Source organism: Indolivaga macrotermitis, from assembly GCF_900128985.1.
Lineage (GTDB): Bacteria > Bacteroidota > Bacteroidia > Bacteroidales > Dysgonomonadaceae > Dysgonomonas_A > Dysgonomonas_A macrotermitis.
On record NZ_FQUC01000009.1, the window covers coordinates 124,655 to 138,990 of the forward strand.

The 14,336-nt window shown below is 37.0% G+C and carries 11 protein-coding genes; 7 read left to right on the plus strand and 4 right to left on the minus strand.

Annotated features, from left to right (window positions below):
• The first annotated feature begins 17 nt into the window (after nucleotides 1-17).
• The 6 genes from BUC12_RS12745 to BUC12_RS12770 all read left to right on the plus strand — a co-directional run bounded on the left by BUC12_RS12745 (nucleotide 18) and on the right by BUC12_RS12770 (nucleotide 7,160).
• Nucleotides 18-1,784, plus strand: coding sequence for an LptF/LptG family permease (locus BUC12_RS12745; protein WP_236689387.1), 1,767 nt, complete (start codon nucleotides 18-20; stop codon nucleotides 1,782-1,784).
• Between the two features lie 5 nt (nucleotides 1,785-1,789).
• Entirely contained in the window at nucleotides 1,790-3,007 is a 1,218-nt protein-coding gene (locus tag BUC12_RS12750) for a bifunctional 3,4-dihydroxy-2-butanone-4-phosphate synthase/GTP cyclohydrolase II (protein ID WP_062179960.1), read from the plus strand.
• 61 nt (nucleotides 3,008-3,068) lie between these two features.
• Entirely contained in the window at nucleotides 3,069-4,262 is a 1,194-nt protein-coding gene (locus BUC12_RS12755; protein WP_062179962.1) for a pyridoxal phosphate-dependent aminotransferase, read from the plus strand.
• Nucleotides 4,263-4,508: 246 nt separating this feature from the next.
• Nucleotides 4,509-5,093, plus strand: a complete 585-nt coding sequence (locus BUC12_RS12760) for a thymidine kinase (RefSeq protein WP_062179965.1) — start codon at nucleotides 4,509-4,511, stop codon at nucleotides 5,091-5,093.
• Nucleotides 5,094-5,211: 118 nt separating this feature from the next.
• Nucleotides 5,212-6,600: a magnesium transporter gene (gene mgtE, locus BUC12_RS12765; RefSeq protein WP_062179968.1), complete on the plus strand. Its 1,389-nt coding sequence runs from the start codon at nucleotides 5,212-5,214 to the stop codon at nucleotides 6,598-6,600.
• A gap of 50 nt (nucleotides 6,601-6,650) precedes the next feature.
• The gene (locus BUC12_RS12770) at nucleotides 6,651-7,160 is read left to right on the plus strand and encodes a DUF3806 domain-containing protein (RefSeq protein ID WP_062179970.1); all 510 of its coding nucleotides are present in this window, start codon (nucleotides 6,651-6,653) and stop codon (nucleotides 7,158-7,160) included.
• Nucleotides 7,161-7,224: 64 nt separating this feature from the next.
• Here the strand turns inward: BUC12_RS12770 and BUC12_RS12775 are convergent, their stop codons facing one another.
• The 4 genes from BUC12_RS12775 to ileS all read right to left on the minus strand — a co-directional run bounded on the left by BUC12_RS12775 (nucleotide 7,225) and on the right by ileS (nucleotide 12,549).
• Nucleotides 7,225-7,983 carry a DUF4296 domain-containing protein gene (locus tag BUC12_RS12775; protein WP_062179973.1) on the minus strand — a complete coding sequence of 253 codons (759 nt, stop codon included), beginning with the start codon at nucleotides 7,981-7,983 and terminating at the stop codon, nucleotides 7,225-7,227.
• The gene (locus BUC12_RS12780) at nucleotides 7,976-8,599 is read right to left on the minus strand and encodes a lipoprotein signal peptidase (RefSeq protein ID WP_062179976.1); all 624 of its coding nucleotides are present in this window, start codon (nucleotides 8,597-8,599) and stop codon (nucleotides 7,976-7,978) included. The genes BUC12_RS12775 and BUC12_RS12780 overlap by 8 nt, the downstream gene beginning before the upstream one ends.
• A 119-nt stretch (nucleotides 8,600-8,718) precedes the next feature.
• Entirely contained in the window at nucleotides 8,719-9,099 is a 381-nt protein-coding gene (locus BUC12_RS12785; RefSeq protein WP_062179979.1) for a TraR/DksA family transcriptional regulator, read from the minus strand.
• A gap of 36 nt (nucleotides 9,100-9,135) precedes the next feature.
• The gene (ileS, locus tag BUC12_RS12790; protein WP_062179982.1) at nucleotides 9,136-12,549 is read right to left on the minus strand and encodes an isoleucine--tRNA ligase; all 3,414 of its coding nucleotides are present in this window, start codon (nucleotides 12,547-12,549) and stop codon (nucleotides 9,136-9,138) included.
• A 194-nt stretch (nucleotides 12,550-12,743) separates the two neighbouring features.
• Between ileS and BUC12_RS12795 the strand changes: the two genes are divergently transcribed.
• Complete coding sequence (locus BUC12_RS12795; RefSeq protein ID WP_062179985.1) at nucleotides 12,744-14,285, plus strand: capsule assembly Wzi family protein; 1,542 nt, start codon at nucleotides 12,744-12,746, stop codon at nucleotides 14,283-14,285.
• The last annotated feature ends 51 nt before the right edge of the window (nucleotides 14,286-14,336 follow it).

Below are 14,336 nucleotides of genomic sequence, written 5' to 3' on the forward strand. Positions count from 1 at the left end.
TTGTGCCGGTGTTTTTTATGACATTTGCCATCAGTTTGTTTATTATATTGATGCAATTCCTTTGGAAATATGTTGAAGATCTGGTCGGTAAAGGGCTGGAAGTTCATGTGTTGACCGAATTGTTTCTATATGCAGCCTTAACCCTTGTACCAATGGCATTGCCATTAGCTATACTTTTGGCATCCTTGATGACTTTCGGAAATCTGGGAGAACGTTTTGAGTTAACGGCTATAAAAGCAGCCGGCATTTCTTTGTTAAGGGCTATGCGCCCCTTAATTATTCTGATAACTGCTATAAGTATTGGGGCATTCTATTTTCAGAATGATGTTATTCCTAAAGTAAATGTAAAATTCCGGACATTAATGATCTCCATTAAACAAAAGTCGCCGGAATTAGATATTCCAGAAAATACATTTTATTCGGATATTGAAAATTATAATCTTTTTGTAAAAGAAAAAGATAAGGAGACCGGAATGCTCCGTGATGTGATGATTTATGATGTGTCAAAAGGTTTTGACAATATGGCTGTAATTGTTTGTGATTCGGCTAAGATGAAAATGTCATCACATAAAGATTATCTGATGCTGACCTTATTTTATGGGCAACAGTTTTCGAACCTGAAACAAACCGGATTTAGAGATAATATATCTTCGTCGAGTCAGTTTGTACCCTATACCAGAGAGATATTCAAAGAGAAAAAGGTAATTATTCCGTTTGATGCTAATTTTAATAGAATAGATGAGTCTGCAATGGAAGGTACCCAGCTGGCAAAAAATATAACACAATTAAGATCATCTATCGATTCATTATCGCTAATTGTAGATAGTTTGAATATTACTGACCGTAAGATAATGGTTACTCGTGCTTATGTGAGTACGCGTAATATTATTCCGGCTTCTGACTCTTTGTCAGACAAAAGTAAAGTCAGGCAAATGTCTTTAGATTCGATTCTGACATCTTTTTCTGCACAGGAGAAGCAACGTGTTTATTCGAGTGCTGCATCTGCTTCCGAGAATGGAAAAAATGATATGATGTTCCGTTCTTTTATAAAGATCGATCTGCAAAAGAAGATAAGAGGTCACAATGTCGAATTACAACGTAAGTTTACATTATCTTTTGCTTGTCTTGTATTCTTTTTTATCGGAGCTCCGTTAGGTGCTATTATACGCAAGGGCGGATTAGGTATGCCTGTTGTGGTCTCAGTAATATTGTTTATTATTTATTACATTATAGATAATGTCGGTTATAAAATGGCCAGAGATGGAGTTTGGCCGGTTTGGCAAGGTGTTTGGTTAAGTTCATTTATCCTTTTCCCTCTGGGCGCATTTATAACCTATAAGGCGATTAATGATTCTGCCCTATTTAATGCAGATGCGTACCGGAATTATTATATACGCTTTTTCGGAGACCGGACAGCAATGTCTATGGAGCAACTTTATATAGCTTATAACCGCAATGTTAGGTATGGACTTATTACATTTGCTATCTGCATTGTTTTAGTCGTATTATCGTCTCTTACCGGAGGTTTTCTGGGGGGATTGTTCACCGTCTTTACATGGATAAGTGGGATTGCTTATATCATATTATTTATACAGTTCTTTTTGGAAAGATATGAATTTTATAAAAGAGCTAAACAGGAATCGGAGATAAGTATAAAAGAGATGGTCTTTACCTTTACAATAGGGGTATTCTTTTATTTTGTTTTGTATCTTTATTATAGAAATAAGATGGCAAAAATGCTTGGAGACAGTGAATCCGGGCAAAAAGCTGTTCTAAATATTTAAATATTATGTCAGTTATAAAATTAAATACGATTGAAGAAGCAATCGAAGAGATTAGAAATGGCAATTTTGTCGTAGTTGTAGATGATGAAGATCGTGAAAATGAGGGAGATCTGATAATTGCAGCAGAAGCAATTACTCCGGAAAAAGTTAATTTTATGGAAACATATGCCAAAGGTCTACTATGTGTACCTTTGACTAACGAACGTTGTGACGAGTTGGATCTTCCAATGATGGTTACATCAAACACCTCTGTTCATGCTACGCCATTTACAGTTTCTGTCGATTTGCTCGGACATGGTTGTACTACAGGTATATCTTCACACGATAGGGCTAAAACTATCTTGGCATTAGCAAACAAGGATACTCTGTCCGAAGATCTGGGACGACCTGGTCATGTTTTTCCCTTAAGGGCCAGAGATAAAGGCGTTTTAAGTAGAATAGGACACACAGAGGCTGCTGTAGACTTGGCAAAATTGGCAGGTCTAGCACCGGCAGGTGTCCTAATCGAAATCAAGAAAGAAGATGGAGAAATGGCTCGTCTACCAGAGTTAGTAGAGTTTGCGAAAGAGCATAATCTTAAAATAGTATCAGTTGCCGATTTGGTTAAATACAGATTGGAACGTGAATCTTTAGTAGAAATAGGCGAAGAAGTGAAAATGCCGACAGAATATGGTGACTTCCATCTGATCCCTTTCAGACAAAAATCGAACGGATTAGAACATATCGCCTTGATAAAAGGTACATGGGAAAAAGATGAACCTATTTTGGTTCGTGTGCACTCGTCATGTATGACCGGAGATATATTCGGGTCGAGACGTTGCGAGTGTGGTGAACAACTGCACAAAGCAATGGAAATGATTCAAAAGGAAGGAAAAGGTGCAATCGTATATTTAAATCAGGAAGGACGCGGTATTGGACTAATGGCTAAAATACAAGCCTATAAATTACAGGAGGAAGGATTAGATACTGTAGATGCCAATTTGCATTTAGGATACAATGCAGATGAGAGAGATTATGGTGTTGGCGCTGCAATTCTCAGGGATCTGAATATAACCAAAATGCGTTTGATGTCAAATAATCCTGTCAAACGAGTAGGATTAGAGTCATTCGGTCTTCAGGTTGTCGAGAATGTCCCTATCGAGATTGAACCGAATAAATATAACTCATTCTATATGAAAACTAAAAAAGATAGAATGGGACATACATTACATAACATCGATTGATGTTTTCATAAGTAAAGATTAAACTTAGTATCATAATATATTAAAAAGACAATTTTCTGAAATGGCACAAGTAGCAGATCGTATTGCCAATTTATCGGCATCCGAGACATTAGTAATGTCGCAAAAGAGCTCTGAATTGAAAGCTCAGGGTATTGATGTTATAAATTTGAGTGTGGGGGAACCCGACTTCTATACACCTGATCATATAAAACAGGCTGCAAAAGATGCAATAGACGGAAATTTTTCTTTCTATTCGCCCGTTACAGGATATCTATCTTTACGAAAAGCTATTTGCTCAAAGTTATTGACCGAAAATAACCTTTCATTTGAGCCCGATCAGATTGTATGTTCTAATGGAGCTAAACAGTCTGTTTACAATGTGTTATTGAGTGTTGTTAATCAGGGTGATGAAGTTATTATTCCAGCACCTTATTGGGTAAGTTATGTAGAAATGGTAAAACTGGCAGAGGGTAAAAGTGTTGTAATTTCTGCAGGAATAAATCAGAATTTTAAAATTACACCGGCTCAATTAGAAGCAGCTATTACACCAAAAACAAGAGCAATTATTCTTTGTTCGCCATCCAATCCTACAGGGAGCGTATATTCTAAAGAAGAATTGAAAGCCTTGGCTGATGTATTAGCTAAATATCCAAATATTATAGTGTTAGCTGACGAGATTTATGAGCACATAAACTATATAGGGAAACATGAAAGTATTGCCCAATTCGAAAACATACGTGAGCGTGTAGTTATTATAAATGGGGTGTCTAAAGGATATGCTATGACCGGTTGGCGTCTAGGATGGATTGCTGCTCCTAAATGGATCGCTTCTGCCTGTAACAAACTGCAAGGGCAGTCCACATCCGGACCATCATCTATAACTCAGAAAGCTGCAGAGGCTGCCTATATTGGAGACCAGTCGTGTGTGGAAACTATGCGTAAAGCTTTTGAGCGTCGTCGGAATTTAGTTTATAAACTGACATCGGAAATAGAAGGTTTTAAACTCGAAAAGCCGGATGGGGCATTTTATGTTTTTCCTGATTGCTCATTCTATTTGGGTAAATCTTTCAATGGTAAGACTATCGAAACATCTGGAGACCTCGCCATATTCTTATTGGAAGAAGGTCATGTTGCTTGTGTTGGTGGACAAGCTTTTGGTGCCCCCAATTGTATTCGTTTTTCATATGCTACGGCAGATGATCTACTAATAGAAGCTTTAAAACGAGTAAAGGAAGCTTTGGCTAAATTGAAATAAGAACAAATAATAAGTACAATTAAAGCGGGTTTGAACTTTTCAAATCCGCTTTTGTTATTTTACTTGTGAATTTGAGAACTGCAGATTCCCAATAAACAAATTAGGCATGTTTTCTTAAAAAGAAAAAGCGGAAAGCGGATTTTATATTTATAAGAAATGATTTTTATTTCTTTTATATATCATCTATCTTTGCAGCGCTGAAAAAGTGTCGAGTAATAATACTTAATTTCTTACCTATTATATAAAATGATTTATACTGAAAATACATTGCATGAAACACCTCGGAGAGGTAGTATAGAGGTTATCTGTGGATCTATGTTTTCAGGTAAAACGGAAGAATTACTCAGGCGTCTTAAACGAGCTAAAATAGCTAAGCAAGAGATCGAAATATTTAAACCGGCAATAGATACGCGTTATTCGGAGGTTGAAATAATCTCGCATGATAAAAATTCTATACCTTCCACTGTGGTTGAACACTCGAGTAATATTTTGTTATTAGCGTCAAATATTGAAGTAGTAGGGATAGATGAAGCTCAGTTTTTTGATCAGGGATTAGTTGATGTTTGCCAACAGCTGGCGGATCAGGGATTAAGAGTCATAGTTGCAGGACTTGATATGGATTTTAAAAGAAATCCTTTTGGCCCAATGCCGGGGCTTTGTGCTATAGCAGATGATGTTAAGAAAGTTCATGCAATTTGTGTCGAATGTGGACGGTTAGCTAATTATTCGTTTCGGCTTGTTTCTAATAATGACAAGCAGGTTATGTTAGGCGAATTACAAGAATATAAACCGCTTTGCCGTATTTGTTATATGAGGCTTATGAAAAAATAATAAAGCATTTATTGATATATTTTAAATGCTTTATCTAGAATAAAAGAGAATGTATTCGCGAATATTTCTTTTGAGAAAAAGGGATATTCTAGTATTTACGGATTAAAATGGGCTCAGTATGAAAAAAGAACTGAAAAACATTGTTCATCAAACCCAGTCTCTGATTAAAGTCGGAGATAAAAAGAAACTGAGAGTTTACTTAGATAGCCTTGATATTTCGGCTATAGAAGATCTAATTGACGAATTACCTGACTATGCTCCTTTAATCATCGAGACGATGAGCGCAAACAGAGCAGTTAATGTCTTTAGAATTCTGGATGTTCCAACTCAGGAACGAGTCATAAAAAAATTACCTAAGCTAAAGACAAAAGAACTTTTGTCTATTCTACCCCCAGATGATCAGACATCTTTATTAGGCGAACTAAAGGATGAAAACCTGATTCAGGAATTAATGGCAATGTTGTCTCCGGAAGATAAACTGGAGGTTGCGGCTTTATTATCTTATCCGGAAGATAGTGTCGGACGGTTAATGACACCTGACTATTTGGCTATAAATAGGAATATAACTGTACAAGAGACTCTGGATACTATCCGGAAGAATGGAAAAAACTCCGAAACAATTGATGTTATTTATATATTGGATGACACAGGAGTTTTACTCGACGATTTACGTATTCGGGATTTATTGATCGTTGATCCGCAAACCCGTATTTCAGATCTAATGGATAACCGGCTTATTTCATTAAAAGCAGAAGATCCACAGGAAGAAGCCATAAAGATATTCAAGATGAACAATAGAGTGGCATTACCTGTTGTTAATTCAGAAGGGGTATTACTCGGTATTGTTACAATAGATGATGTCTTGTGGATTGCAGACGAAGAATATTCCGAAGATATGCAGCGCTTTGGGGGTAGTGGTACTCTGGACGAACCCTATCTGGATGTTCCTATCCACAAACTTGTTTGGAAACGGGCAGGGTGGCTAATTGTTCTTTTTATAGGTGAATTACTAACTGCATCAGTTATGCAGTATTACGAAGACCAATTAGCAAAGGTGATTGTGTTAGCAATGTTCTTACCTTTAATGATCTCGAGTGGAGGAAATAGCGGCTCACAGGCTTCTACTCTGATAATTCAAGCAATGGCAGTAGGAGATGTCCGTCTGTCTCATTGGTGGAGAGTTTTCAGACGGGAAATAGTTTCCGGTTTAAGTCTGGGTATTATTTTGGGTATTATTGGTTTTACACGTATTTATATCTGGCATTTCATCTTCCCTAATCTATATGGAGACCATTGGATACTAGTGGCATCTACTGTATCTCTATCATTAGTCGGTATAGTACTTTGGGGTTCATTGATTGGCTCTATGTTACCTTTTATACTGAAGCGGTTAGGTGCCGACCCTGCAACATCATCAGCACCGTTTGTGGCTACAATAGTGGATGTTACAGGATTGATGATTTATTTATCTATTGCAGGAGTAATTTTTGGGACAATACTTGATTAATAATTTTTTCTGACTTAAAAGCTAACCAAAATATACTAAAATAATAAAGTATGGAAGCGAACGATTTCGAACATAAGTCATTTGAAATTAATGGTAGGACTGTAGAATATAAAACTAAGGTTGTATCGAAGGTCGAACAGGACTTTATAAATCTGAGTGATAATAATAGAGAGTTTATTGCATATAGTTTGGTGGATGCCGAAATCCTACTGAAACAACTGGATGCATCAAAAGACCTGTCATCTTATACTGCTTATGATTTAGATACATTGATAAACTATTGGCTACATAAAAAATCGTGGTTTAAACATGTCTCAGAGGAGGAATTCGTTAATGCAATAGGTGCCGCATTCGGACATTGCTTGAATGTTAGATTCAAAACTATATGGACAATCGTAAGTGATGAATACGGAACTGATTTTGCGTGCATCTCAGAGTCTCCTAAGTTTCAAACATTTCCATTCAGCTCAGTTCGGAAAGCCGTGGAAGAGGGCAGGGAAGGACCGTTACAGGATATTATAGATTTGATAAATAAACACTTGTCTGATCAAGCGATATAATAAGAATAAAGAGGAAAATTATCGATTAATTTTCCTCTTTATTCTTATTAGTTATATATAGGTCTTATTTTCTAATTTGAGTAGAATCCGGCCTGGCTACATCTTTTTTCAACTCTTCTGTGCCTTTCAGTTCTATATCGTATAATAATATCTTATAGTCCATCTGTGAAGTATTTATATGTATATATCCACTGATATCTTTTATGGATGAAGATATATTTGGGTTTAATATTTTAGGTGTGATTTTATCTTGAAAAGTCTGGCGTTTTATAACAACAGTATCCGTATATTCGAAACGGACAGTAAGTTCTGCTGAAGCATTGTCTGATATCCCCAAGCTTTTTAGGCTGATTTCCATATTGGTATAATCTTTAGCTTTGATAGAATCGATATCGAAACTTAAATAAGGATTAGCCTCAGTCAGGTATGTATAATAGGGTAGAAGTGAGCCATTAATTTTATTGGCTTTAATTGCCGGTATATTTTTTTCGAGGACTAAAGACTCGCGCTTCAGACGTGCTGATACAGAATCGGATATTCTTAAGAATTCTTCCGGGTGATCGGCATACCATACTAATGAAGAGTCTAAGTCGGCTTGGGTTATTCCATGTTTAAGAAAAACCCCATCCAATAAAGCTTTCTTATTTTCAGCATCTTTAAAATCGTCATACTTATTCTGATATATTGCATCAACTAACTGCATGTCATACAATATATCCTCCATTTTATCTCTAGATAGTTTCTTATTTCCTTTACCACATGTAATGAAACACATAGCTAGGAATAGGGACAAAATCAAATATAGAAACCGTAATTTATTCATTAGGTTTTTGCATTGTTTCGGTTAATGTTTTTCGATAAAATATCAACAGTAATGCAATACCGATGGTAATAGCTGAATCCGCAAAATTAAATATAGGGCGGAAAAACAAGAAGTCTTCACCTCCCCATATGGGTAACCATTGCGGGAAAGTACCTTCTATAAGGGGAAAGTAGAACATGTCTACAACTTTTCCGTGCAACCAACTGGAATATCCGTTACCGAAAGGAACCATACTTGCAACATGCCCCGGATAGCTGGCAGTGAAGATCTCACCATAGAATACACTATCAATTATATTCCCGATAGCTCCGGCTAAAATAAGAGCAATAGAGGCAATGTAACCATGAGTGAAATTCTTTTTAACGAGCAGATATAAATAATATCCTATAAATCCTACGGCAACGATTCGAAACAGGGATAAAAATAGCTTACCAATGACTTCGATGCCGAATGCCATTCCGTTATTTTCTACGAAATAAATTTTAAACCAACTTGCAATCTCGATGGATTCATAAAGTGCCATGTTGGTTTTTACCCAAATTTTGATAATCTGATCAATAACAATAATAAGCAGAACAACAATAATAGCTGTTGCTCCCTTTGGGAAATTTCGCATAAGAATATATTCGTAATAAATTTCAGAAGAAAAAATAGTAAAACTATTGTAATCTTACTATTTCTCCCTCTGATTTGAGATTTTTAATGCTAATTCTCAACTCTGTTAGTTGAAATAAATTATTTCGAACCTCCGTTCTTTGCTTCGATGCTCAATGTTGCATGAGGCACAGCACGTAAACGTTCTTTTGGTATGAGTTTACCGGTTTCGCGGCAAATACCATATGTTTTATTTTCGATACGGATCAATGCTGCCTGAAGGTTTTGTATAAACTTCATTTGACGTTGAGCCAATCGTCCTGCTTCTTCTTTCGATAATGTAGCAGCTCCTTCTTCCAAAACCTTAAATGTTGGAGATGTATCTGTTACATCATTTCCATCAGAGTTTGTAATTGATGCTTTAAGTCCTTCGTACTCTTCTTTCGCCTTGTCTAATTTTTGTAGAATCAAATCGCGAAATTCATCTAACTCTTCGTCTGTATATCTTGTCTTTTCTGCCATAACTGTTCCTCCCTTTAGAATTTCCAATTTAATTATTTATGTTTTTTCAATAAAAATATTCAATATAAGGTCATCCATATCCGAAATTTCAACTCCTTCGACATGCGCTTCGAGAGTAACTTCATCGGCTAATACTTGTCCTGCAATATAGTCTTTATATTCTGAAATTGCACCACGTATTTGCTCAATATCTGATATTTTTACCCGAATACGATCTGTAATATCCAAACCGCTCGATTTTCTGATATTTTGTATACGGTTCACCAATTCCCGGGCAATCCCTTCTTTCTTTAAAGAATCGGTTATTGTTATGTCCAAAGCAACGGTCAATCGGCCTTCATTAGCAACCAGCCATCCTTCTATATCTTCTGATATGATTTCAGCATCGGCTAATTCAATAGTTGCAGTTTGTCCTTCAATATCAAATGTATACGAACCTTCTTTTTCGAACTGGCATATCGCCTCCTGATTCATTATTTGTACGGCTGCTGCCAGCTGCTTCATAATCTTACCATAACGAGGCCCCAGTTTTTTGAAATCAGGTTTAACCTTTTTCACTAATATTCCGGCTGCATTGTCTACATATTTGAGCTCTTTCACGTTCACCTCATTCAAGATCAGGTCACGAACAGCTTCAATTGCGGTTTCCTGACTTTTATCAAGTACGGGAATCATTATCTGAGTTAAAGGTTGACGAACTTTAATATTCACCTTGCGTCTTAATGCTAATATCATAGATGATATGCTTTGGGCGATTTGCATTCTTTCCTCCAAAGCTTTGTCTACTACGGTAACTTCGTAAACCGGGAAATCAGCTAAATGAACAGATTCAAGCGCATTTTGTTCGCAAGCCGAAGTCAAATCTGTGTATAATCTGTCGGCATAAAAAGGCGAAATAGGAGCTATAAGCTTTGAAATAGTTTCAAGACATGTGTAAAGGGTCTGGTAAGCCGATAATTTGTCTTGATCCATATCTCCTCCCCAGAAACGTTTACGGTTTAAGCGTACATACCAGTTACTGAGATTATCATTTACAAAGTCAGAGATAGCACGACCTGCTTTTGTAGGCTCGTATGTATTATAATATTCATCAACATCTTTTACCAGCGTGTTTAATAACGAGATAATCCAGCGGTCGATCTCAGGACGTTCCGAAACCGGAATCTGAGGCTGTGAGTTATCGAATTTATCAACATTGGCATATAGAGCAAAAAACGAATATGTATTGTATAGTGTTCCGAAAAATTTACGGCGTACTTCGTCAATACCTTCTGTATCGAACTTCAGGTTGTCCCATGGAGATGCATTTGTGATCATGTACCAACGCAGAGGATCGGAGCCATATTTTTCTATGGTTTCGAACGGATCTACAGCATTGCCTAAACGCTTAGACATCTTGTTTCCATTCTTATCCAGAACCAGTCCATTGGATATCACATTTTTAAAAGCTATGCTGCCCCTCACCATAGTAGATATGGCATGCAGGGTGAAAAACCAACCCCTGGTTTGGTCTACTCCTTCTGCAATGAAATCGGCAGGGTATATCTTCATGAATTCTTCTGCATTGATATTTGGGAAAAATACTTGTGCAAAAGGCATAGCACCCGAATCGAACCATACGTCTATAAGATCGAGTTCTCGCTTCATTGGTTTTCCGGATGCTGAAACTAAAACAATATTATCAACATAAGGACGATGTAAATCTATTTTTTCGTAATTAGCTTTATCCAGATTACCGGTTTCAAAGCCTTTCCATGGATTCTCTTTCATGAATCCGGCTTTAACGGATTTCTCTATTTCTTCGAACAGCTCTTTTACCGAACCAATACACAACTCTTCTTTTCCGTCATCGGTTCTCCAGATGGGTAACGGAGTGCCCCAATAACGGCTACGGCTAAGGTTCCAGTCTTGCAGATTTTCGAGCCATTTACCAAAGCGTCCTGTCCCTGTTGATTGAGGCTTCCAGTTGATTGTTTTATTTAGTTCAATCAATTGATCGCGACACGCCGTAGTACGGATAAACCAGCTATCCAGTGGATAATATAGAACGGGTTTGTCTGTCCTCCAGCAATGAGGATAATTGTGTATTTGCTTTTCGATACGGAATGCTTTATTCGATTGCTTCAGCATTACAGAGATATCGATATCCAGAGTTGAGTCATTTTCAGTTAAAGTGGCATCATAGTCATTTTTGACATATCGTCCGGCATATTCACTGTAAAGATCTACGTTTACACTTTTCTTTACATAATCAGCATCTAAGTCCTCTATCCGGAAATACTTACCGGTAAGGTCTACCATCGGACGAAGATTTCCATCTTTGTCTGTAAACATGAGTGCCGGTACGCCATTGGCTTTAGCTACTTTAGCATCATCAGCACCAAAGGTAGGAGCGATGTGTACTATACCCGTACCATCTTCTGTTGTAACAAAGTCCCCGACAATCACTTTAAAAGCCCCTTCACCCGGATTCACCCATGGGATAAGTTGTTCATAGGCTATTCCTGCTAAATCCGAACCTTTCCATGAAGCTACAATCTTGTAAGGAATTAGTTTATCTCCGGCTTTGTAATCTTCTAAAGCCAAATCGGCAGCTTTGGGATTGAACAAACTCGATACAAGAGAATTTGCAACCACAGCGGTCATCTTATCTCCTGTATACGGATTGTATGTCTGTACAGCTACATATTCAATTTCAGGTCCAACAGCTAATGCCGTATTTGAAGGCAAAGTCCACGGAGTAGTTGTCCATGCTAAAAAATAAGCAGTACCGAAATTCGACATTTCAGGTTTAGGATCAACTATCTTAAACTGGGCTACGCATGTAGTATCTTTTACATCCCTGTAACACCCCGGTTGATTCAATTCATGGGAACTCAATCCGGTACCGGCAGCGGGGGAGTATGGCTGTATAGTATATCCTTTATATAAATATCCTTTGTTATATAACTCTTTCAGTAAATACCAAAGAGTTTCTATATAACGGTTATCGTATGTGATATAAGGGTCATTCATATCTACCCAATATCCCATTTTGGTAGTCAGGTCTTCCCACTCTTTAGTGTATTTCATTACCTCCTTGCGACAGGCGTTGTTATACTCATCAACAGAGATTTTCTTACCTATATCTTCTTTGGTTATGCCTAAAGATTTTTCAACACTTAATTCGACAGGTAATCCATGTGTATCCCAACCTGCTTTTCTGTTAACCAGAAAGCCCTTCATCGTTTTGTAACGACAGAAAATATCTTTAATAGAACGAGCCATTACGTGGTGAATACCCGGCATGCCATTTGCAGAAGGAGGACCTTCATAAAAAACAAACGTGGGCGAGCCTTTTCTTACTTCGAGACTTTTTTGAAATAAGTCCAGTTTATTCCATTTATCCAACATCTCTTTATTGATATCGGACAGATTGAAATTGTTGTATTCTGTAAATTTTTTGCTCATAACTGAGGATACCTTTCCATTAAAAATTGCCGCAAAGATAATAAAAAAACAAATGTCATTATATAAATATGGAGCGTAAGAAAGTAAAATACAGTTAACAATATATCGTTTTAGAATTGACCTGGTTTCTGAAAGGAGAGAATGCCTGTTTTTTTATTACATTTGTTCGTTTTTTAATATATAATAGCAAGTTCATGAATAAAACAAAATATTATTTTTCATTTCTCGCTCTGTTTTTTATGGGTTCGCTTGCAGCTCAGAATGTTAGTGAAAATGAAAATAGGCTTAAAAATGATACAGCAAGGGTTGCAATCTGTGGTTTTGTACCTCGGCAATACAACGACGTGCCGGATGGGTTCCTTGTGAAAGCCGAAACTATGGGGACCTTCTCTGATGGAGACTTCGCTCCTTTCTGGTTAACCAATAATCAATTCGGGTTGGGGTCTGCTGAGACGAATAAAGAGTACTTAAGAATAAACTCACTTTTAAACAGAAATTACGGATCGGGTAACTCAAATGTGTTGTTGTCGGTAGGTATTGATATGCTTGTGTCCCATAATTTGCAATCCGATTTTTACTTTCATCAACTGTATGCAGATTTGAAGTACAAGAAGGCACTTCTTTCTGTGGGTGCGAAAGAGAGATATTCTCTATTCAAAAACAAAGATTTAAGTACCGGCGGTATGACATTATCGGCCAATGCCCGTCCTATACCGCAAGTTGAAGTGAGTATTCCTGATTTTATAACAGTCCCTTATACTAAAGGCTATTTACAGTTTATGGGAGGTCTGTCATATGGTTGGTTTGGTGATGATAAATTTAAGCGAAAGAATGTGGATGACGGATATTATGCCGAAAAAGTATTATACCACCGGAAATATGGATTTCTGAAATTTGAAAAAGTTCCCGAATGGAGTTTCATTGTAGGTGCAGAAATGGATACTCAATGGGGTGGCCATTTTTATCATGCAGGAGAATATTGGGAGAAAGGCTCTGCTAAAATAGGAGATTTTTTCAAAGTTTTGCTTCCGATGAAAGGAGGAGGTGATTCAAATTTAACCGATCGCCAGAATATTGTAGGAAATGTGTATGGTAGTACCCATTTTATTGTAAGCCACAAGAGAAAAGACTTTACGGTAAAAGCTTATCATGAGCATTTTTTTGAAGACCATTCAGGGTTATTTTTTAAAAATATGCCTGATGGATTGTATGGGATCGAAGTTAATCTGAATAAAAAAGGCTGGTTGACTGGTATTCTGTTCGAATATTTGCATACGAAAGATCAATCAGGACCCTTCTTGTGGGATAAGAATGATGCTATTCCGGTGCAGGTTAGTGGTGGCGATAATTATTATAATCATGTGGATTATGCATCTTTAACTAATTATGGATTCGTATTAGGGAATCCTTTACTTACTTCACCAATTTATAATAAGGGGCAGTCTTTGACAGTATACAATACACGCCTATCCAGTTTTAACGGAGGGATTAGTGGGTATATAATATCCGATCTTAAATATCGGGCTTTGGTTACTTATTCCCGTAGTTGGGGAACACCTTTTGTTCCATCGCGGAGTATAAGAAATCAGTTTTCGAGTATGTTGGAAACTGTTTATACCAACAGAAACTTAAGAGACTGGACTTTTTCGGGAGCTGTAGCCTATGACAACTCAAATATGGTCGGCGACAATGTTGGTGTACAATTTAAAATATCTAAGCTATTTAGAATACAATAGACATTGATTTATTATTATTTTTGTACTTAATAAAATTCATCTTTTATCTCT

Bases quoted from the DNA above. Each gene is read 5' to 3' on its own strand.
- BUC12_RS12795 (WP_062179985.1), top strand. From the start codon at position 12,744: ATGAATAAAACAAAATATTATTTTTCATTTCTCGCTCTGTTTTTTATG.
- BUC12_RS12760 (WP_062179965.1), top strand. From the start codon at position 4,509: ATGATTTATACTGAAAATACATTGCATGAAACACCTCGGAGAGGTAGT.
- BUC12_RS12755 (WP_062179962.1), top strand. From the start codon at position 3,069: ATGGCACAAGTAGCAGATCGTATTGCCAATTTATCGGCATCCGAGACA.
- BUC12_RS12775 (WP_062179973.1), bottom strand. From the start codon at position 7,983: ATGAATAAATTACGGTTTCTATATTTGATTTTGTCCCTATTCCTAGCT.
- mgtE (WP_062179968.1), top strand. From the start codon at position 5,212: ATGAAAAAAGAACTGAAAAACATTGTTCATCAAACCCAGTCTCTGATT.
- BUC12_RS12750 (WP_062179960.1), top strand. From the start codon at position 1,790: ATGTCAGTTATAAAATTAAATACGATTGAAGAAGCAATCGAAGAGATT.
- BUC12_RS12780 (WP_062179976.1), bottom strand. From the start codon at position 8,599: ATGCGAAATTTCCCAAAGGGAGCAACAGCTATTATTGTTGTTCTGCTT.
- BUC12_RS12770 (WP_062179970.1), top strand. From the start codon at position 6,651: ATGGAAGCGAACGATTTCGAACATAAGTCATTTGAAATTAATGGTAGG.
- BUC12_RS12785 (WP_062179979.1), bottom strand. From the start codon at position 9,099: ATGGCAGAAAAGACAAGATATACAGACGAAGAGTTAGATGAATTTCGC.
- BUC12_RS12745 (WP_236689387.1), top strand. From the start codon at position 18: ATGACATTTGCCATCAGTTTGTTTATTATATTGATGCAATTCCTTTGG.
- ileS (WP_062179982.1), bottom strand. From the start codon at position 12,549: ATGAGCAAAAAATTTACAGAATACAACAATTTCAATCTGTCCGATATC.